Raw genomic sequence first — 18,583 nt, 5'->3', positions numbered from 1 at the left:
AATGGAGGACTAATCAATTTTTATTCAGGTTTCCAGAGTAGCGACAACTTGACCTTCATTGACGTTCGCCCCCTCGTCGACGTGGAACGCCTTTATACGCCCGGATTCCGGCGCGAGCACTGGAATCTCCATCTTCATCGACTCGAGTATCATTATCACATCGTCCTCGGCCACTTCGTCGCCGATCCCGGTTTCGATCTTCCAGACCGTGCCGGTGATTTCCGATTCCACCTTGATTTCCGCCATGTTTCACTCCCGATTCAAGATTGCGTTTAAGGGTCAGAACGTCGTCGGCCAGCTCGCGAGCTTGCGTTGCGAGAGGCCTTTCTCCATTGCGCGCGAATGGACTTCAAGCATCCTGAGCAGCCAGCTCCGGGTCTCTCTCGGGTCCAGCACCGACTGCGCGGAATAGATCGCGGCGAGGTCGTAGGCCGAGGTCTCGCGGCCGATCTCCGCCTTCAGCTCCTCGAATTTCTGCGGATCGCTCTCGGCGGTGACGCCGTAAACGACGTTGACGCCGATATTCGGATCCATGAAGCCGACATCCGAGGTGAACCAGGCCGCCATCTCGTCCGAGTTTCGCGAACCGCCCATGTTGAGATAGGCCTGCCCGTAGGACTTGCGGGTGACGATGGAGAGCTTCGGCACCGTGCACATCTGCAGCGCGCTCATGAAGTTCATGATCTTGCCGGGCGCCTTGCGCTTCTCGCCTTCGATCCCGATCAGGAAGCCCGGCGTGTCGGTCAGGATCACGATCGGAATGTTGAAGCTGTCGCAGAGCACGAGGAAGCTGGTGATCTTGTCGCAGCCGTCCGGGTCGAGCGCGCCGGCCTTGAAGAGCGGGTTGGAGGCGACGAAGCCGACCACCTTGCCGTTCATCCGCGCCAGCGCCGTCGTGGCGACGCGGCCGAATTTCGGCTTCAGCTCGAAGACGCTGCCCGGATCGGCGACGGCCTTGATCAGCTTGCGGACGTCATAGACCTTCTGGCGCTCCGTCGGGACGATATCGAGGATCTTGTCCGGCGACGGCAGCGTCGCGGGATCGGGCGCTTCGGTCTCGGGCGGGCGCTCGCCGGCGTGGCTCGGAAGATAGGAGAGGAAGGTCTTGACGAGGTCCAGCGCCTCCTCGTCGGAGTCGACGGCGTAATCGACGATGCCGGTCTTCTCGGTGTGGAGCTTCCAGCCGCCGAGCTCCTCGGGGTCCACCGCCTCGCGAATCGCGATCGAGGTGACGCGCGGCGAGGAGACGGCGAGGCAGGCGCCCTTCCGCATCACCACGAAGTCGGAGAGCATCGTGTACCAGGTGCCGGTGCCGAAGCTCGGGCCGAGGCAGGCGGCGACGTAAGGCGTGCGCCGGTCGCGGATGAACTGGGTCGGATCCTGCCCCAGCGAGCCGGTTCCCTGCGCGCCCATCGTGTCTGGGATGCGGGCGCCGGAGGTCTCGTTCAGGAAGATGATCGGCATGCCGTTCTGCGTCGCGGTGCGACGGATATGGCCCATCTTCTTGACGTTGTTGAGGCTGGAGGACGCGCCGAGCGTGGTGATGTCGCAGGAGACGATCGCGGCGGGGCGCCCGTCGATCCGGCCGAAGCCGCAGACCTTGCCGTCGGCCGGGCTGCGATCGCGCGCTTCGGGCCTGTGCGAGGTGGCGAACATGCCCGTCTCGGAGAAACTGCCCGGGTCGAACAGGCGATCCACCCGCTCGCGGGCGTCGAGAAGACCCGCTTCCTTGCGCTTCTTCAGCTTTTCGGACCCGCCCATCTCAAGGATTCGCGCCTTGCGGGCCTCATGGTCTTCGATCAACCGCTTGTAATCGGACATCCTTCACCTTCGATCGCTCTTTGGGCTTGCCAGACCATCAACTCCAAAAGTATTCGTAATGTCAACATTCGGTGTTAGGGTGCCCCGGCGTCGGGAGAAACCCGCCCCGGCAAGGAACAGATTACAAGGAGACGTCGCCGATGAGCTGGAAGCCAGAAGTTGATCAGATCGAGCGCCGGAACGAGATGGCGCGCGCGCTTGGCGGCAAGGAAGCGGTGGATCGCCAGCACGCCTCCGGACGGCTCACGGTCCGCGAGCGGATCGCGCTGATCGCCGACGAAGGCTCCTTCCGCGAGATCGGCGCGATGAGCGGCAAGGCGACCTATGACGAGAATCACAATCTCGTGTCGGTGCGCCCCGCCAACGCGGTGATCGGCACCGCGAAGATCGGCGGGCGCAAGGTGGCCATCGACGGCGACGACTACACGATCCGGGGCGGCTCCTCCGAGGCGACGATCTCGGAGAAATGGATCTACGCCGAGAATTACGCGCTGGAGATGCGGATGCCGCTGATCCGGCTGGTGGAGAGCGCGGGCGGCTCGGTCCGGCTCGTCGAGCAGCAGGGCTCGACCAAGATTCCGGGCTATCCGACATGGCTGATGGCCTCGACGCTCGGCTATATCCCGGTCGTCGCGCTGGCGCTCGGCCCCTGCGCCGGGCTCGGCGCGCTGAAGGCGGCCTGCGCGCATTTCTCGATCATGGTGAAGGGCACCTCGCAGGTCTTCGCGGGCGGCCCGCCGGTGGTCGAGCGCGGCATGGGGATCAAGGTCCACAAGGAGGATCTCGGCGGCTCCGAGATCCACACCCGCGCCAGCGGCGTGATCAACAACGAGGCGAAGGACGAGGAGGAGGCGCTTTCGCTCGCGCGGCGGTTCCTCTCCTACATGCCGTCCAGCGTCTTCGAGACGCCGCCGGTGATCGAGTGCGACGACCCGGTGGACCGCGCGGAGGAGGAGCTTCTGTCGATCATCCCGCGCGAGCGGCGGCGGGTCTACAAGATGCGGCGGCTCATCGAGCTGGTGGTCGACAAGGGGTCGGTGCTGGAGACCGCGCCGCGCTTCGGGCGCTCGATCATCACCTGCTTCGCCCGCCTCGGCGGACGCCCCGTCGGCGTGATCGCCAACGATCCGATGCATTACGGCGGCGGCCTGACCCGCGCGGCGGCGGAGAAGATGGAATCCTTCATCGACATCTGCGACACGTTCCATCTTCCGATCGTCAACTTCGTCGACCAGCCCGGCACGATCGTCGGGCCGGAGGCCGAGAAGATGGGGACGGTGAAAGGCTCGGTCCGCGTCGTCTCCGCCATCGAGCAGAGCCGCGTGCCGTGGTGCGCCATCGTCGTGCGCCGGCTCTACGGGCTGGCGGGCACCGCCTATGGCCGCCTGCAGGGGATCAACCTGCATTACGCGTGGCCGTCGGCGCGCTGGGGCTCGATCCCGATCAGCGGCGGCGTCGAGGCGGCCTACAAGGCGGAGCTGGCGGCGCTGTCGGACGAGGAGCGTCAGGCGCGGCTGGAGGAGCTCGAGGCGTATTACGACCATCTCGAATCGCCGTTCCTGACCGCCGAGCGCTTCAAGGTCCCGGACATCATCGACCCGCGCCGGACGCGGGCGATGCTGAACGACTGGCTCGACGACGCCTGGCGCATTCTGCCCGAGCAGGTCGGCGTCAAGGGCCGCACCATCCGCCTCTGATCCGGGAACATCGCATGAAAAAGATACTGATCGCCAATCGCGGCGAAATCGCCTGCCGCATCGGCCGCGCCGCGCATGGGCTGGGGCTGAAGACCGTGGCCGTCCATTCGGACGCGGACACCGACTCGCTCCATGTCGCGGAGGCGGACGAGGCCGTCCATATCGGCCCCGCCCCCGCGGCGCAGAGCTACCTGCGCGCCGACGCCATCCTCGAGGCCGCCGCGGCGACCGGGGCGGACGCGATCCATCCCGGCTACGGCTTTCTCGCCGAGAGCGCGGCCTTCGCGAAGCGGGTCGGGGACGCCGGGCTGATCTGGATCGGGCCGAGCCCCAAATCCATCGACGACATGGGCGACAAGGAGCGCGCCCGCGCCCTCGCCCGCGCCGCCGGCGTGCCGGTGCTGCCGGGCTCCGACCGGTTCGGGCCGGACGACGCCGGAAAGCTGGAGGACGCGGCGGCGGCGGTCGGCTATCCGCTGCTCGTCAAGGCCTCGGCCGGCGGCGGCGGCATCGGCATGCGCCGGGTGGACGGGCCGGACAAACTGGCGAAGACCGTGGAGTCGACGCAGGAGATGGCGGCGCGGAGCTTCGGCGACGGCGCGGTCTATCTGGAGCGCTTCGTGCCCCGCGCCCGCCATGTCGAGATCCAGGTCTTCGGCCTCGGCGACGGGCGCGCGTTCCATCTTTTCGAGCGCGACTGCTCGACGCAGCGCCGGTTCCAGAAGGTGATCGAGGAGAGCCCGGCCCCCGGCCTCGCCCCCGAGATCACCGCCCGGATGGCGGAATGCGCCCGCGCGCTGGCCGCGGCCGAGCGCTACAGCGGCGCCGGCACGGTGGAGTTCATCGTCGATGCGGACTCCGGGGAGTTCTATTTCCTGGAGATGAACACCCGCATCCAGGTGGAGCATCCGGTCACCGAGATGATCTGCGGGGTCGATCTCGTCGGCATGCAGATCCGCCACGCGGCGGGCGAAGACCTCGAGGCGGAGCTGAGCGCGGTGACGCGCCGGGGCGTCGCGGTCGAGTGCCGGCTCTACGCCGAGAACCCGAAGAAGATGTTCCTCCCGGCGCCGGGCGCGCTCGACGTGTTCGAGACGCCGGCGGACATGGAGGGGGTCCGGATCGACACCGGCGTGCGCCAGGGCGCGGCGATCACGCCCTATTACGACCCGATGATCGCCAAGATCTCGGCCTGGGGCGAGGATCGCGCCGCGGCGCTCGACCGCGCGGCGGCGGCGCTCCGCGCGACGCGGATCGAGGGGCTGGTGACCAATCGCGATTTCCTGATCGCGGTGCTCGACGACGGCGAGTTCCGGCGCGGCGAGGTCTGGACCGGCTATGTCGACGCGCGGCGCAAGGACCTCACGGCCTGAACGGGCCCGCGTCTCGCGGCGGGGGAAAGTGACGATGGAGCGGACATGAAACTGACCGAAGATCTGGCCAAGGCGCTGCTGAAGGAGCGCGGGCTTCCCGTACCCGAGGGCTCCGCCGCGGCGAGCGCGGAAGAAGCGGCGGCGGCGGCGCGGGCTCTCGGCGGCGAGGTCGCGGTCAAGGCGCTGATCCCCACCGGGAGGCGCGGCAAGGCCGGGCTCGTGCGCCTGACCGAGACCGCCGAAGAGGCGGCGGAGGCCGCCGGCGCGATGATCGGCGCGGAGGCGATGGGCGGGAAGATCGCCCGGGTTTATGTGGAGCGGCGCGCCGAGATCGCGCGGGAGTTCTATCTCAGCTTCGCCTTCGGGGATCGGACGCCGCGGCTCGTCATCTCCTGCGAGGGGGGCGTCGATATCGAGTCGGTCCACGCCGAGCGCCCCGAGCGCGTGGTGGTGAAGGAGATCGATCCTCTCCGCGGGCTGAAACCCTGGGACGCGATCGACTGCTGGATCGAGGCCGGATTGAGCGGGCGCGAGCTCGCGGCCGTCGGCCGGCTGACCGCCGAGCTTTACGAGGCCTTCGTCGCGCTCGACGCGGTGATGATGGAGATCAACCCGCTGACGCTCGACGCCAAGGGCGCGCCCTCACTGGTCGGCGCGATGATGGAGATCGACGATTTCGCCCTTCATCGCCAGCGCGGCGTCGCGGCGGACGGGCGGCCCGAGCCCTCCGCGAACCCGCGCGAGGCCGCGGTCGAGGCGGCGAACCGCGCCTATCCCGGCGCCAATTCGCGCTACACCGAACTCGACGGCGACATCGGCCTTCTGGTCGCCGGCGGCGGCGCCGGGCTGTTGCAGCACGACATGATCGTCGCCATGGGCGGGCGGCCCGCGAACCACTCGGACGTCAGCCCGGCGCCCGGCACCGAGAAGATGGAGGCGGTGCTGGACGGGGTCTTCACCAATCCGCGGTCGCGGGGGCTTCTGATCGGCTACAACTACCTCCAGATGGCGCCCTGCGATCAGGTGGCGAAGGCGCTCAAGATCTCGGTCGAGCGCAATGGAATCGACGCGCGCCGCTTCCCCATCGTGCTGCGCCTGTTCGGGCCGGCGGAAGCGGAGGCGCGCGAGATCGTCGCGACGATCCCCGGCGCATATTACCTGCCGGCGGGGGCGTCGCTGGAGGATGGATGCCGCGCGGTGGTGAACGCGGTGCGGGAGGCGACGCGATGAGCATTTTGATCGACGAGACGACACGGGTCGTCGTGCAGGGAATCACCGGGAATCAGGGGCGGTTCGACACGAAGCTCTGCCTCGATTACGGCGTGAAGATCGTCGCTGGGGTCACGCCCGGGCGCGGCGGCGAGGATGTCTACGGGGTTCCCGTGTTCGACACGGTGCGCCGCGCGGTCGCGGAGACCGGGGCGGACGCCGCCGTGCTCTACGTTCCGGCGGGCGGCGTGCGGGACGCGGTGTTCGAAGCGGTCGACGCCGGGTGCAAGGTGTTGCTCGCGACGACCGAGAACCTGCCCCGGCACGACGCCGCTCAGGCGGTGGCGGCGGCGCGCGCGGCCGACGCATGGCTGGTCGGCTTCAACACCAATGGCGTGATCTCGCCCGGGAAATGCAAGATCGGCGGCATCGGCGGCGCCGACCCGGACGCGATCTACCGGCGCGGGCGGATCGGCGTCGTCTCGCGCTCGGGCGGCATGTCGGCGGAGATCTCCTGGGCGCTGACCCGGGCCGGATTGGGCGTCTCGACCGCGGTGTCGATGGGCGGCGACCGCACCACGGGCCGCTCGATGCGCGAATATCTCGGCCTGTTCGAGGCGGACCCCGAGACCGACGCGATGATCGTCTATGGCGAGCCCGGCACCGATAACGAGGCCGAGGTCGCCGAAGCGATCAGGAGCGGCGCGATCCGCAAGCCGGTGCTGGCGCTGATCGCCGGGGCGTTCCAGGAGAACTATCCGGCGGGCCGCAGCTTCGGCCATGTCGCGGCGATGATCGCCGGAGAGGCCGACACCGCGACCGCCAAGCGCCGCCTGCTGAAGGAGGCCGGCGCGCATGTGATCTCATCGCTCGACGAAGCGCCGAAGATCATCGCCGACGTGACCTGAGAGACCTGACGTAAGAGATGCGCCCGGTCTTCGCCCGTCGGCGCATCGGAAGGCGGCCCGGCGCGGCGCCGCCTTCAGCGCGGCGTCCGCTTTGCGCCGCGCGCGCGGCGGGATTTTCCCCGCCCGCAGGATCGGCCTCGCCCCCCTCCCCGTCTCCCCGCCCCGCCCTCTTCGCGCCCCTGGCCGGGAGGACTGGCTGATCGGGTGAGGCGGGGCCTCCGCGATCACCCATTCTGACGAGCGCGGCGCCCGATTGGATGAGCCGCGCCGCGCATGGCGGATGCGCGCGGCCATCGCTCCACGCCAATCGCACGAATTGATGGGCGCCGACTCTCACGGCGCCGGGCCAGTCTCGCCCTGTCGGCGCGGATCTCCTGGGCCCGCCGGCGATCTGAAGCGAGGCGCGCCCGCCGGGCGACGAAGCTGGCGATCGGTTCCGCGACGATGGGGGATCATGAATATTCAGCTGACCATCCTTCTGAATGTCTTTCTCGTCACCGTGGTCGCGATTCAGCTTCTTCGGCCGCTCGCGCCGCGCTTCGGCCTTCTCGACGCGCCGGGGGCGATCAAGCTCCACGACGTGACGACGCCGAGTTGCGGCGGGCTGGCGATCGCGGCGGCGCTGGCCGTCGCGGCGGCCCTCGGCTCGATCGCCTCTCCGCCGGTCGCCTGCGCCTGGGTGGCGGCCATCGCCGCCCTCGGCGCGCTGGACGACCGGCGCGCCCTGTCGCCGCGGGTCCGGCTCGGGGCGCAGTTCGCGGCGGCCGCGGCGCTGATGCTCTCGACCCGCTACGCGCTCCCGAATCTGGGAGAGTTCTCCACGAACGCCGGATGGGCCGTTCTGGCCTCCGGCGCGGCGATCAGCCTCCTTTTCACGGTCGGAGTCGTCAACAGCTTCAATCTCATCGACGGCGTCGACGGATTGGCCGGCGCCGTGACGCTGGCGGGATTGTTCTGGCTCGTCGAGATCGCCCGCGTCACGGGCGACGCCGGCGTCGCCAGCGACGCGGAGGTCGCGATGGCCGCGACCGCGGGGTTCCTGGTCTTCAATCTCCGCCATCCCTGGCGCGCCCGCGCGGCGGTGTTCCTCGGCGACGCCGGCAGCACGGCGCTCGGCGCGACCTTCGCCTGCCTGATCCTCGCCCTCGCCTCCCGCCCGGGCGGGGCGCATCTGCCCGCTCTGATCTGGCTCGTCGCGGCGCCGTTGATCGACATGGGCAGCCTTGTGGTGCGCCGGATCGCCGCGCATCGCAGCCCCTTCGCGGGAGACCGGCGCCACCTTCATCATCTTCTGCTGGATTTCGGGCTCTCCCCCGCCCTGACGACCGCTCTGATCGCGGCGGCGTCCTGCGTCTGCGGCGCCGTCGGATATCTCGGCGTCCTCTACGGCGCCTCCGCGGCGGCGATGATCGCGGCGCTTGGCGCGCCGATCGCGGCCCATTGCCTGGTCGTGCGCGCCGCCCGGCCCGAGACCCGCGCGCGGCTTTCCGCGCGTCTCGCGCAGATCGGGGCGGCGCGGCTCCATGGCGCGAATCCGGCTTCGCGCGACGAAGGCGCGTTGACGCCCCAGAGGAACCGGCCATGAGCATCTCGACGCTGATCATGACTCTGAACGAGGAGGAGAATCTCGGCCGGTGCCTCGAGTCCCTCAAGTGGTGCGACGATATCGTGGTGCTTGACTCCTACAGCGCCGACCGCACCGTCGAGATCGCCCGCGCCGCCGGCGCGCGCGTGGTCCAGCGCGCCTATGACACCGAATTTCAGCAGCGGATGTATGGCCTGAAGGAGATCGAGTTCCGGCATCCCTGGGTCTACACGCCCGACGCGGACGAAGTGACGCCGGACGATCTTCGCGAGGAGATGCTGGCGCTCGCGGCCGATCCGACCCGCCGGGAGGCGATGTTTCAGGCGCGCTACAAGAACATGTTCATGGGCCGCTGGATTCGGCGCAGCTCGCTCTATCCGACATGGATCACGCGCATGGTCCGGCCCGACCTCGTGCGTTATGAACGGATGATCCACGCCCGCTGCGTGAGCGACCGGCCCACCGGCCGCCTGAAGGCGCATTTCATTCACTACAGCTTCAACAAGGGGCTGAGCGCCTGGTACGACAAGCATAACCGCTATTCCTCGGTGGAGGCGAAGCTGGCGCTGGAACGGGGGCGGCGCCCGCGGATCGCGTGGGCGGGCCTCGTCTCGCGCGATCAGGCGGACCGGCGCGCCTGCGTCAAGGCGATCGCCGCGCGGCTGCCGTTCCGCCCGACCCTGCGCTTCGTCTACATGTATCTGCTGCGCGGCGGATTTCTCGACGGATGGGCCGGCTACACCTATTGCCGGATGATCGCGAGCTACGAGTTGATGATCGAGATCAAGACGGCGGAGCGCCGCCGGCGGGGCCAGGGGCTTCCGATATGATCCGCGCCGGGGCCGCATGAAGGAGACCCTGACAGCCGTTCTTCTGACGATGGCCGCGAGCTGCCTGCTCTGGGGGCTCGCCAACCCGCGGAACGCCTACAAGTTCCCGTTTCTCGCCGGCCTGATCGTCTTCGCATTCGTGTTGCCCCAACTCCCCGGCCTCATCGATGCGCCGTTCCTGCCGGATGGCGGCTACGCGAAGACGGTGCTGATGACCTGCCTCTGCCTCGCCTGCGCGGTGCTTGGCTGGCGCGCGACGGGCGCGCCGTTCGCGGTTCTGCGGGTGCGGTTCAACGAGCGGCGGCTGAACGAGGTGGCGACCGGCTTCGCGCTTGTCGGGGCGTATTTCTACTACACGCTGTCGCAGCTTCCCGGCGAGCAGACCGTCGGCGTCCAGATCTCCGGCGCGCAGGTCGTCTATCTGTTTTTCGGCCGGCTGCTGACCTACAGCCTCGCCATCGCCAGCCTCTGTTTCGCAAGGCGCCCGAGCCGATGGATGCTTGCGGTCATCCTGTTCGATCTCGTCTTCTATTTCGACAGGATCGTGGTGACCGGCAAGCGCGCCGAGACCGCCGAACTCTGGCTGATCTTCGCGCTGGCGTTCTGGTTCCAGCGCCGCTGGACGATTCCGCGCGGCCTTCTGGTGATGGGGTTCGTCGCCGCGCTGGTCGGATCCACGAGCATGTCTGACTACAGAAAGGTGACGCGCGCGCACAGCGGGTTCGTCTTGAGCGAGATCTCGGAGATCGACGCCGGGAGCAATTTCGAAGAGCTGTTGAAGAATGGCGGCCCGGAGGTGCGAAACGCGATCCTGCTGATCAGCGACACCGACAAGACCGCCCGCTTCGACTACGGCGCCTTTCACTGGAACCAGGTGATCTGGAATTATCTGCCGTCCAGCCTGACCGGCGCGGCGTTCAAGCAGTCGCTGATGCTCGAGACGCCGAAGGCCCCGCGCGACTTCAACCCGCTCACCGGGACGACGATGACCGGAATGGTCGATGCGTTCAGGTCGTTCTGGTATCTCGGCGCCGCGAAGTTCTTCCTTCTCGCCTATGTCCTGCGGCGGCTCTGGAACTCGGCGATGGAGGGGCAGGCGCTCGGTCAGTTTCTCTACATGCTGAGCGCGATCCCGGCGATGCACGCGTTCTCGCATGCGACCGACTGGGTGGTGTCCGTCTGGATTCACATGATGTTCTTCTGCATCCCCGTCTTCGCGTATGCGCGGGTTCGATCGCCTGCGCCGGCGTTCGGGACGACGGGAGGATGCGCGAACGCCGCGAATGAGACCGACGCGGGAAAGGAAGCGTGATGGACTCCCGGTTTGCCCAGACGAACGATATCGCCGCGCCATTGCCGATCGCCGGCGGCCCGACATTCGCCTTCCGCCACCGGGTCAAGCGGGCGCTCTGGCGGCTGGTCTGGGCGACGCTCGCGGCATGGACGCCGCCGTCATGGATGCCGCTGCGGCGCCTGGCGTTGACGGCGTTCGGCGCCCGGATCCATCCGGCCGCGATGGTTCGGGGAGGCGCGCGGATCTGGTGGCCCGGGCATCTCCGGATGGGCGCGCACGCCTCGATCGGCCCCGACGTCATCTGCTACAATGTCGCGCCGATCACCCTGGGCGACCGTGCGATCGTCTCTCAAAGGGCGCATCTCTGCGCCGCGGGGCATGATGTCGATGATCCGGATTTCCCGCTCCGGCCGAAGCCGATCGTGATCGGCGAAGACGCCTGGATCGCCGCGGAGGCCTATGTGGGGCCCGGCGTGAGCGTGGGCGCCGGCGCGGTGCTCGGAGCGCGGGGCGTCGCCGTCGCCGCGCTCGACCCGTGGACGATTTACGGCGGGAACCCGGCGCGGGCGATCAGAAAACGCCGCATGCGCTGATCACCGCGCCACATGCGCCGCCGTGGCCGGCGCCGTGGCCGCGAACTCGTCGTAGGCGCGCAACATCTCGGCCGCGATCGCGGGCCAGGTGTAATGTTCGGAGACCAGACGGCGCCCCGCCGCGCCCATCGCCGCGGCGCCTGCGGGGTCGTCGACGATCTCCGCCAGGGCGCCGGCGAAGGCTTCGACCGAGAGCGGCAGAACCCGCCCCGCGGCGGCGCCCGCGACCTCGGGAAAATGGCACCCCTCCGAGATCAGGACCGGCGCGCCGCAGGCGAGCGCTTCGATGATCGCGATGCTGAAGCCCTCCTGCCGGCTCGGAAGGCAGAAACAGGCGCAATCGGCCAGCGCCTCGAACTTCCGGGCGCCAAAGACCGGCCCGAGAAGATGAACCCGCGAATCGAGATCCGCGGCGGCGATCCGGGCGCGGAAGTCGCGCTCCGCGCCCCCGTCCGGCCCTATGACGACCAGATCGACATCCGGATGACGTTTTGCGAACGCGATGAACGCCGCGGCCAGAATGTCGAGGCCCTTCTTCGGGTGGAGTCGCGAGAGGAACAGGATGAAAGGGCGGTCGCCGAGGGTCGGGAGCGTCGCCCTGAACCGCCCGGGGACCGCATGCGCCGCGATCTCGCCGAGGTCCACGCCGTTCGCGATCGTCACCAGCGACGGATTCAGGCCCAGCGGCGCGATCAGGGCGCGCTCGTCGGCGTTCAGCATGTGCAGGAAGCGGGCGCCGCGCAGCATTCCGCGATGAGTCGTGTGGAGGGCGAGACGCTTTTTCAGCCGCTTCTGGGCGAGGCTCCACGGGTCGAGCATGCCGTGCGCCGTCAGGCAATAGGGCTTGCCGAGACGCCGGGCGATGCGCGCGGCCTGAAGCAGCACCGGCTCCCAGACCCCCTGCAGATGTACGAAGTCGGAGCGGGCGATCAGCGGGCCAAGCGCCGAGGAGGCCGCAAGCGCGAACGGTCGCCCGGCGCGGCTCTCTCGCGGCAACGGGTGGAGCGCGAGCCGCGTGGAATCCGGCGTCGCGGCGAGCTCCTCGGCGACGCGGGCCTCGGCGGCGGCGCTGACATAGCTTGCGATCGTGACATCGGCGCCCAGGCTGCGCTGCGCCGCCGCATGATGGATGAGGCTGCACTGCGGGCCTCCCCGCTCCGGGTCGATCGACTCGATGACATGGAGAACCCTCATCCGGCCGCCTCCGCGCCGCGCGGGCGGCGCCGAACGCCGGCCCTGGGCGGCGGCAGCGCCGCGAGGAGCCGCTCGCCATAGCGCTCGACGCTGAACTCCAGCGCCCGGCGCCGCGCCCGCGCGCTCATCGCCCGCGCGAGACCAGGGTCCGCCGCCAGCAGGCGCAGTTTCTCGATGATGGCCGCCGCGTCGCTCGGCGGCGTGACGAACCCCTCAACGCCGTCGCGGACGATGCTTCCGGCGCTCGATGTCACGATCGCAGGCAGGCCGGCCGCCAGGGCCTCGTAGACGACGGTCGCCGACCCCTCGCACACCGATGGGAGAAGAAAGACGTCCGCCCAGTCATATTGCCCGCGCATCTCGCTTCGGGGAACGACGCCCGGAACATCAGCCACGCTGTCGAGCCGCTGGAGCGGCGCCGCCGGAACGGCGCGCGGCCCCACGAGACGAAAGGAAGCCACGCCGCGGAGCGCCTCCGCCGCGGCGAGGACATAGGGCGAGCCCTTCCGCAGACCGACCGCCCCCGCCGTCAGAACCCGCAAGGGCCCCGTCCCAGGCGCGCGCCGAGGGGGCGCGCCGCCGGGGTCGACCCCGTATGGCACGACGACGCATTTTTCGATCGGCCCGCCGCAGGAACGCACGCTTTCACGCACGAACTCCGAGGGGCAGACGATGAGATCCGCCAACGCCCATTCGGCGCGCTCGCGCGCGGCGAACGCCTCGGCGAAGCGGGTCGAGTCGGCAAGCCCCGCGCTCCAGTCCGGGAAGCGCGCCTTCTCGCCGTTCACCAGCTCGTCGAGCACCTCGCGGGGGGCGTTCATCTGCTCCACCGCCACCCAGAGCCCCTGCCGTTTCGCCGCCTCGATCTGTTCGAGCCCGTCGCCCGCGAATGTGTAGAGCCCCGACGCCCCCGCATATCCACGCCGCGCGACGAGCATCGAAAACCGCCGCCCGGCCCAGAGCGCATGGCGGGTGACGGCGGCGGCGTCGCGATTGCGGAGCCGGATCAGCGCCGAGCGCAGCCCGAAGCCCGGAAAGGTGACGATCCGGTCCTTCGGAACGCCATCTGGAACCCGGCCGGCGAGCCGGGCGAGCGCAGGGACGGCGGCGCTGAAAGGAAGCTTCCCGAAATGGCTGGTCCACCCATCGGCGGCGCAGATATCGGTGTAGAACCGGGAAAGCCGGTCAGCCGAAGCGAGAATCCGCGGCACCGCATAGTGCATCCGCGCGCCGAGCTGACTGACGACGACATCCGCGCTCATGGCTCCGACCTCGCGCGCGGCGGCGCGCCGGCGCCGTCCGCCAGCATCGCGATCAGGGCGCGCCACTCCGCGAGCCCCCTGCCGCCGCGATATTCCGCCAGGAACAGGCGCCGCGCGCGGCGGCCCATCTCCTCTCGGAGCGCCGCATCGTCGCGCAGGGTTCGGATATGGGCGACGAGGCCGGCGGCGTCGCCGATCTCCACGCTCGCGCCGCATTTCGCCGCATCCGCGACCCGGGCGACCTCGCCGCGCCGGGCGCCGATGAACAGCGTCGGCCGGCCGGCGGCGAGAACGCCGTAGAACTTGCTCGGCACGATGCAGGATTCGAGCGCTGGCAACAGCGACACGATATGGACGTCGGCGGCGCACATGCTCTGGCTCAGAACCTCGCGCGGTTGCAGCGGCTTGAAGACGATGTTGTCCAGCCCCCGCCGCGCCGCCTCGGCTTCGACCCAGCCCCGGCGCGCGCCGTCGCCGATCAGGAGAAAGGTGATGTTCCGCTCCTCCGCCAGCGCGTCCGCCGCGTCGATCAGCGTGGCGAAGTCATGGGCGCGGCCGAAATTCCCCGAATACCCGACGACCAGCTCCTCCCCGAACCCCCACGCGCGCCGAAGCGGATTGTCCGCGCGCGCGATGGGCGCGATCTCGGTCTCGTCCGACCAGTGCCGAACCACGGCGAGGCGCGCGGCGTCGCAGCCCTGCGCCGCCAGCCGATCCCGCATCGCCCCGATCGGGCAGACGATGAGCGCCGCCGCGCGCAACGACGCGTCCCGAAGCGCGAGCGCGACGCGCGCGCCGGGCCCGCGCCGACGGACGAGCCCAAGCTCGACCGCGACCTCGGGAAAGAGATCCATGACCCAATTCACCATTCTTCCCCCGCGCAGCGCGATCGCCGGGGCGGCGCTCACGCTGTGAAGCGGCGGATCGGTGCAGACGACGCAAATATCGCCGCGCCGCGTGGCCAGAAGGAGCCGAAACGCCGTCAGGACATGAAACGCCAGATCGTCGACGAGGCGCCCGAACAGATTGTTGCGATCGAAGCCGGTGGACGGCACGCGGACCACATCCACCCCCTCGACGCGCTCGCGCGCCGGGGACGGCGCGGGCCCGCCGTCCCGGCGGCTCCGGCCGCAAAGCGCGGCGACCTCGTGGCCTTCCGCCGCGAGCATGAACGCGAGATTGGACACCATGCGGCTGGTGGCGGACTGGTCCGGGTGAAAGTAACGATTGACGAAAACGATCTTCATCGTCGGACCTTCCGCTCTCCGCCTGCCTGGCTGGCGACCGAGTCCGGCGCCTGCTCACGGCCCAGTTGGCGCCATCGGCGCCGCGGCCGCCGATCGGCAATTCGGCGCCCCCCTCATCCGATCGGTCTATCGCGCGTTCAAATGGAGAGAGTCCGCGCCGCCGGAGTTCGCGCCATGTTTCCCCTGCGTTTCGATGGCGGGCGCGGGCGGCGATTCGCTGCGCGGGAGGGCCATGAACCGGCGCCGCGGGAGGGGCGAGGCATGTGCGGAAAGACGGCGTTGATCATCGGCGTGACCGGCCAGGACGGCGCGTATCTGAGCGAGCTTCTGCTTCAGCGCGGCTACATCGTGCACGGGCTCAAGCGCAGGTCGTCGTCTTTCAACACCGGCAGGATCGATCATCTCTACCAGGACCCGCGAAAGACGGCGACGCGCTTCTTCCTGCATTTTGGCGACCTGACCGACGCCACCAACCTGGTCCGCCTCATCCAGGAGATACAACCCGACGAGATCTACAATCTCGGCGCGCAAAGCCATGTGCAGGTCAGCTTCGAGACCCCGGAATACACCGCGAATGTCGGCGCGCTCGGAACGCTGCGCGTGCTCGAGGCCATCCGCATCCTCAAGATCGGGGACAAATGCCGGTTCTATCAGGCGTCGACGTCGGAGCTCTTCGGCGACAGCGTCAGCGAGCCGCAGAGCGAAACCACGCCGTTCCGGCCGCGCAGCCCCTACGCCGCCGCGAAGATCTACGCCTATTGGATCACGGTCAATTACCGCGAAGCCTACGGCATGCATGCGTCGAACGGCATCCTTTTCAATCATGAGAGCCCGCTGCGCGGCGAGACCTTCGTCACCCGCAAGATCACCCGCGCCGCCGCCGCGATCACCTGCGGCTTCCAGACCCATCTGAGGCTCGGAAATCTGAGCGCCCGGCGGGATTGGGGCCACGCCCGCGACTATGTCGACGGCATGTGGCGCATCCTGCAGCAGGACGAGCCGGAGGACTACGTTCTTGCGACCGGCGAGTGCCACACGGTCCGCGAATTCGTCGAGCTGTCCTTCGACATCGCCGGCCGGCCCGTCGAATGGGAGGGAACCGGCCTCGACGAGGTCGGCCGGTGCAAACGCTCGGGCGATCCGATCATCGTCGTGGACCCGAGTTATTTCCGGCCGGCGGAGGTCGATTTCCTCCATGGCCGCGCGGACAAGGCGCGCGACAGGCTCGGCTGGCGCCCGAAAGTGTCGTTCGACGAACTTGTCGCTGAAATGGTCGAGGCGGACCTCTCGTCCGCGCGGCACGCGTTGAGAGGAAATATTCATGCCGAATGGTGACATCGCGCCGACGCCCCGCCCGCTCGCGGGCAAACGGGTATGGATCGCCGGCCATCGCGGCCTGGTCGGCTCCGCGATCGCGCGGCGCCTGCGGCGCGGCGGCTGCGAGCCGATCACGGCGGAACGACGCGCGCTGGATCTCCTGCGTCAGGCGCAGGTCGAGGACTGGATGCGCAGACACCGGCCCGAGGTGATCTTCATCGCGGCGGGCAAGGTCGGCGGGATCATGGCCAACAGCGCCGCGCCGGCCGATTTCCTTTACGAAAACCTGATGATCAACGCCAACATCATCGCCGCCGCGCATGACTGCGACGTCGAGAAAGTAATCGTCCTCGGATCGAGCTGCATCTACCCGCGCGACGCGGCGCAGCCGATGGCGGAATCCGCGTTGCTCACCGGACCTTTCGAGCCGACCAACGAAGGCTATGCGGTCGCCAAGGTCGCCGCGCTCAAGCTCGCGCAGTTCTTCAGCCGCCAGCATGGCCGCCGGTTCATCGGCCTCATGCCCACCAATCTCTACGGACCCAACGACAATTTCGACGCGGAGACCTCGCATGTGATGCCGGCGCTGGTCCGGCGGTTCGCCGAAGCGGCCCGCGCCGGAGACAGGACGGTCACGATCTGGGGCAGCGGCGCGCCGCTGCGGGAATTCCTGCATGTCGACGATCTCGCGGAAGCCTGCGTCTTCCTGGCGGAGACCTATGAGGGCGAGGAGCTGATGAATATCGGCTCGGGCGAAGAAATCTCGATCGGCGATCTCGCGCGCATGATCGCCGATGTGGCCGGTTTCGACGGCGAGATTGTCTTCGACCGCTCGAAACCGGACGGCGCGCCGCGCAAGAGGATCGACGCGTCACGCCTCTGGGCGCTCGGCTGGCGGCCGCGCATTCCGCTCAAACAGGGCGTGAGCGACCTGCACGCGCACTGGCTCTCCCGCGCCGAGCACGCGCCCGGACGCGACGCGCCTCGCCTCACTGCGCCCGCTGGCTGAGGCTGGCCGCGGGCCGCCGCGCGACCCGAAGGACGTCTCCGGGCTCCAGAGGAGCGCTTTCCGATACGGTCCGCTCCACCAGCCCGTCATCGCCCGAGCGAAGGACGCTCAGCTCCGGCTCGGGTGGGCGCGCGGCGGCGCGCGCCGGATCGGGCGCCGCGGCATAGGTCGCGAGGGACTTCCGGACGGCGTCGAGCGCCAGCCGCAACGAGGCGACCTTGAGCTCCGTCTGCCGCAATCCGTCGCCCGCGGCGCTCCGGAACGCCGCCGCCGCCGCGTTCCTTCGCCGCTCGACGTCGAGGCGGCCCTGCCGGGCCCGCGCGAGGGCGGCCTGAAGGTCGAGCGCGTCGCGGCGCGTCGCGGATTGCGTCCGCTGGATGTCCCGAAGCCGCGCCGGCGTGGAGAGCCCGCGCTCGACAAGCTGCTTGGCCGCCCGCACGTCTTCCGCAAGAAGCCTCAGCTCGTCATCGTGGAGAGCGATGCTCTCTTCAAGCAACTTGATCTCGTTTCCGTAACTCTCGCCCTGCGCCGCCAGTCCGCGATCCTCGGAGAGGCGGGCTTCGCGGCGAAGCTCGAACAGGCGACGCTCATTCTCGACGATGAACTCCGCGTCCGCATGCGCGACGACCGCCGGCGGCGGCGTGTCGACGGAGAACGCCCCGGAGCCGATCTCGGCCCTGAACCGGGTCATCGCCACCTCGTCGCCGAACAGCCGCAGCGACAGATCGGCGAAATCCCGCTCCGCCGTGATGATCGCCAGGCCGCCATCCCGCTCGGGGCGGATCTCGCGCAGCGGCCCGCCGGACATCGCGAGAAGCTGCAGCGCGGTCATCCCCGGCCGGAAGACGTACTCGCCGCTGTTCTGAACATCGCCGACGATGAAGACCGGGGCGTAGGCGGCGATGCTGACGGCGAGCGTGGGGCTTGGCAGATAGGCGCCGAGCCGCTCCGCGAGAGCGGCGCGCAGTTCGGCGATGCTCCGCCCGACCGCGTCCACGTCCCCCGCCAGAGGATGGGTCAGCGTCCCGTCGATATTGACCGCATATTCGCCTGACTGATCGGGCGCGCCATAGATCGAGATCGCGATGCGATCGCCCTGATGGACATGGTAGATCTTCTCTTCGGCGCCCGCGCTCCCGATCAGAAGACAGAGCGCGGCCAGGGCCATGCCGATCGCCGGAGCCCGCGTGGAGCCGTGGATTCGGCGGCGCGCCGCCGCCGCAAGCCGGTTTGAACATCGCATC

General features: G+C 69.1%; 16 protein-coding genes. 10 read left to right on the top strand and 6 right to left on the bottom strand.

All coding sequences use genetic code 11. The features are described from left to right. Positions 1 to 24: 24 nt before the first annotated feature. Both WG921_RS02540 and WG921_RS02535 read right to left on the bottom strand, forming a co-directional pair. Positions 25 to 246 carry an acyl-CoA carboxylase biotin carboxyl carrier protein subunit gene (locus WG921_RS02540; protein WP_340107629.1) on the bottom strand — a complete coding sequence of 74 codons (222 nt, stop codon included), beginning with the start codon at positions 244 to 246 and terminating at the stop codon, positions 25 to 27. Positions 247 to 279: 33 nt separating this feature from the next. Beyond that, complete coding sequence (locus tag WG921_RS02535; RefSeq protein WP_340107628.1) at positions 280 to 1,821, bottom strand: acyl-CoA carboxylase subunit beta; 1,542 nt, start codon at positions 1,819 to 1,821, stop codon at positions 280 to 282. Between the two features lie 140 nt (positions 1,822 to 1,961). Between WG921_RS02535 and WG921_RS02530 the strand changes: the two genes are divergently transcribed. From WG921_RS02530 to WG921_RS02495, 8 genes are all read left to right on the top strand, one after another. Next, positions 1,962 to 3,518 carry an acyl-CoA carboxylase subunit beta gene (locus WG921_RS02530; RefSeq protein WP_340107627.1) on the top strand — a complete coding sequence of 519 codons (1,557 nt, stop codon included), beginning with the start codon at positions 1,962 to 1,964 and terminating at the stop codon, positions 3,516 to 3,518. Between the two features lie 14 nt (positions 3,519 to 3,532). Beyond that, positions 3,533 to 4,891 (top strand): acetyl-CoA carboxylase biotin carboxylase subunit, encoded by a 1,359-nt coding sequence (locus WG921_RS02525; protein ID WP_340107626.1) that lies wholly within the window; start codon positions 3,533 to 3,535, stop codon positions 4,889 to 4,891. Positions 4,892 to 4,936: 45 nt separating this feature from the next. Then, the gene (locus WG921_RS02520) at positions 4,937 to 6,121 is read left to right on the top strand and encodes an ATP-grasp domain-containing protein (RefSeq protein WP_340107625.1); all 1,185 of its coding nucleotides are present in this window, start codon (positions 4,937 to 4,939) and stop codon (positions 6,119 to 6,121) included. After that, positions 6,118 to 7,008 (top strand): succinate--CoA ligase subunit alpha, encoded by an 891-nt coding sequence (locus WG921_RS02515; RefSeq protein ID WP_340107624.1) that lies wholly within the window; start codon positions 6,118 to 6,120, stop codon positions 7,006 to 7,008. Before WG921_RS02520 ends, WG921_RS02515 begins: the two co-directional genes overlap by 4 nt. A 454-nt stretch (positions 7,009 to 7,462) precedes the next feature. Beyond that, positions 7,463 to 8,593 (top strand): MraY family glycosyltransferase, encoded by a 1,131-nt coding sequence (locus WG921_RS02510; RefSeq protein ID WP_340107623.1) that lies wholly within the window; start codon positions 7,463 to 7,465, stop codon positions 8,591 to 8,593. Beyond that, on the top strand, positions 8,590 to 9,423 hold the full coding sequence (locus WG921_RS02505) for a glycosyltransferase family 2 protein (RefSeq protein ID WP_340107622.1): 834 nt from the start codon (positions 8,590 to 8,592) through the stop codon (positions 9,421 to 9,423). The genes WG921_RS02510 and WG921_RS02505 overlap by 4 nt, the downstream gene beginning before the upstream one ends. Positions 9,424 to 9,439: 16 nt before the next feature. Beyond that, positions 9,440 to 10,735 carry a hypothetical protein gene (locus WG921_RS02500; protein WP_340107621.1) on the top strand — a complete coding sequence of 432 codons (1,296 nt, stop codon included), beginning with the start codon at positions 9,440 to 9,442 and terminating at the stop codon, positions 10,733 to 10,735. Continuing rightward, positions 10,735 to 11,310 (top strand): LbetaH domain-containing protein, encoded by a 576-nt coding sequence (locus WG921_RS02495; protein ID WP_340107620.1) that lies wholly within the window; start codon positions 10,735 to 10,737, stop codon positions 11,308 to 11,310. Before WG921_RS02500 ends, WG921_RS02495 begins: the two co-directional genes overlap by 1 nt. On the opposite strand, the gene WG921_RS02490 is transcribed toward WG921_RS02495, so the two are convergent. Genes WG921_RS02490 through WG921_RS02480 form a run of 3 tightly spaced genes read right to left on the bottom strand, consistent with a single transcriptional unit; the run spans position 11,311 to position 15,013 of the window. Further along, entirely contained in the window at positions 11,311 to 12,504 is a 1,194-nt protein-coding gene (locus WG921_RS02490; RefSeq protein ID WP_340107619.1) for a glycosyltransferase, read from the bottom strand. Beyond that, positions 12,501 to 13,766, bottom strand: a complete 1,266-nt coding sequence (locus tag WG921_RS02485) for a glycosyltransferase family 4 protein (RefSeq protein ID WP_340107618.1) — start codon at positions 13,764 to 13,766, stop codon at positions 12,501 to 12,503. The genes WG921_RS02490 and WG921_RS02485 overlap by 4 nt, the downstream gene beginning before the upstream one ends. After that, on the bottom strand, positions 13,763 to 15,013 hold the full coding sequence (locus WG921_RS02480; RefSeq protein ID WP_340107617.1) for a glycosyltransferase family 4 protein: 1,251 nt from the start codon (positions 15,011 to 15,013) through the stop codon (positions 13,763 to 13,765). Before WG921_RS02480 ends, WG921_RS02485 begins: the two co-directional genes overlap by 4 nt. Positions 15,014 to 15,274: 261 nt before the next feature. On the opposite strand from WG921_RS02480, the gene gmd reads away from it, so the two are divergent. Together gmd and WG921_RS02470 are read left to right on the top strand one after the other, a co-directional pair. Then, positions 15,275 to 16,348 (top strand): GDP-mannose 4,6-dehydratase, encoded by a 1,074-nt coding sequence (gene gmd / locus WG921_RS02475; RefSeq protein ID WP_340107616.1) that lies wholly within the window; start codon positions 15,275 to 15,277, stop codon positions 16,346 to 16,348. Next, a complete protein-coding gene (locus WG921_RS02470) occupies positions 16,335 to 17,339 on the top strand; it encodes a GDP-L-fucose synthase family protein (RefSeq protein WP_340107615.1) in 1,005 nt (334 codons plus the stop codon). The genes gmd and WG921_RS02470 overlap by 14 nt, the downstream gene beginning before the upstream one ends. On the opposite strand, the gene WG921_RS02465 is transcribed toward WG921_RS02470, so the two are convergent. Further along, positions 17,320 to 18,582, bottom strand: coding sequence for a polysaccharide biosynthesis/export family protein (locus WG921_RS02465; RefSeq protein ID WP_340107614.1), 1,263 nt, complete (start codon positions 18,580 to 18,582; stop codon positions 17,320 to 17,322). The genes WG921_RS02470 and WG921_RS02465 overlap by 20 nt on opposite strands. Position 18,583 lies beyond the last annotated feature (1 nt).

Origin of the sequence: Paludibacillus litoralis (genome assembly GCF_037646705.1) — a bacterium.
Taxonomy (GTDB): domain Bacteria; phylum Pseudomonadota; class Alphaproteobacteria; order Rhodobacterales; family Rhodobacteraceae; genus Pikeienuella; species Pikeienuella litoralis.
The sequence above is the reverse complement of the archived record's forward strand: the minus strand, read 5'-3'. Positions and strand labels throughout refer to the sequence as shown.

Bases quoted from the DNA above. Each gene is read 5' to 3' on its own strand.
- WG921_RS02540 (WP_340107629.1), bottom strand. From the start codon at position 246: ATGGCGGAAATCAAGGTGGAATCGGAAATCACCGGCACGGTCTGGAAG.
- WG921_RS02535 (WP_340107628.1), bottom strand. From the start codon at position 1,821: ATGTCCGATTACAAGCGGTTGATCGAAGACCATGAGGCCCGCAAGGCG.
- WG921_RS02530 (WP_340107627.1), top strand. From the start codon at position 1,962: ATGAGCTGGAAGCCAGAAGTTGATCAGATCGAGCGCCGGAACGAGATG.
- WG921_RS02525 (WP_340107626.1), top strand. From the start codon at position 3,533: ATGAAAAAGATACTGATCGCCAATCGCGGCGAAATCGCCTGCCGCATC.
- WG921_RS02520 (WP_340107625.1), top strand. From the start codon at position 4,937: ATGAAACTGACCGAAGATCTGGCCAAGGCGCTGCTGAAGGAGCGCGGG.
- WG921_RS02515 (WP_340107624.1), top strand. From the start codon at position 6,118: ATGAGCATTTTGATCGACGAGACGACACGGGTCGTCGTGCAGGGAATC.
- WG921_RS02510 (WP_340107623.1), top strand. From the start codon at position 7,463: ATGAATATTCAGCTGACCATCCTTCTGAATGTCTTTCTCGTCACCGTG.
- WG921_RS02505 (WP_340107622.1), top strand. From the start codon at position 8,590: ATGAGCATCTCGACGCTGATCATGACTCTGAACGAGGAGGAGAATCTC.
- WG921_RS02500 (WP_340107621.1), top strand. From the start codon at position 9,440: ATGAAGGAGACCCTGACAGCCGTTCTTCTGACGATGGCCGCGAGCTGC.
- WG921_RS02495 (WP_340107620.1), top strand. From the start codon at position 10,735: ATGGACTCCCGGTTTGCCCAGACGAACGATATCGCCGCGCCATTGCCG.
- WG921_RS02490 (WP_340107619.1), bottom strand. From the start codon at position 12,504: ATGAGGGTTCTCCATGTCATCGAGTCGATCGACCCGGAGCGGGGAGGC.
- WG921_RS02485 (WP_340107618.1), bottom strand. From the start codon at position 13,766: ATGAGCGCGGATGTCGTCGTCAGTCAGCTCGGCGCGCGGATGCACTAT.
- WG921_RS02480 (WP_340107617.1), bottom strand. From the start codon at position 15,013: ATGAAGATCGTTTTCGTCAATCGTTACTTTCACCCGGACCAGTCCGCC.
- gmd (WP_340107616.1), top strand. From the start codon at position 15,275: ATGTGCGGAAAGACGGCGTTGATCATCGGCGTGACCGGCCAGGACGGC.
- WG921_RS02470 (WP_340107615.1), top strand. From the start codon at position 16,335: ATGCCGAATGGTGACATCGCGCCGACGCCCCGCCCGCTCGCGGGCAAA.
- WG921_RS02465 (WP_340107614.1), bottom strand. From the start codon at position 18,582: ATGCGATGTTCAAACCGGCTTGCGGCGGCGGCGCGCCGCCGAATCCAC.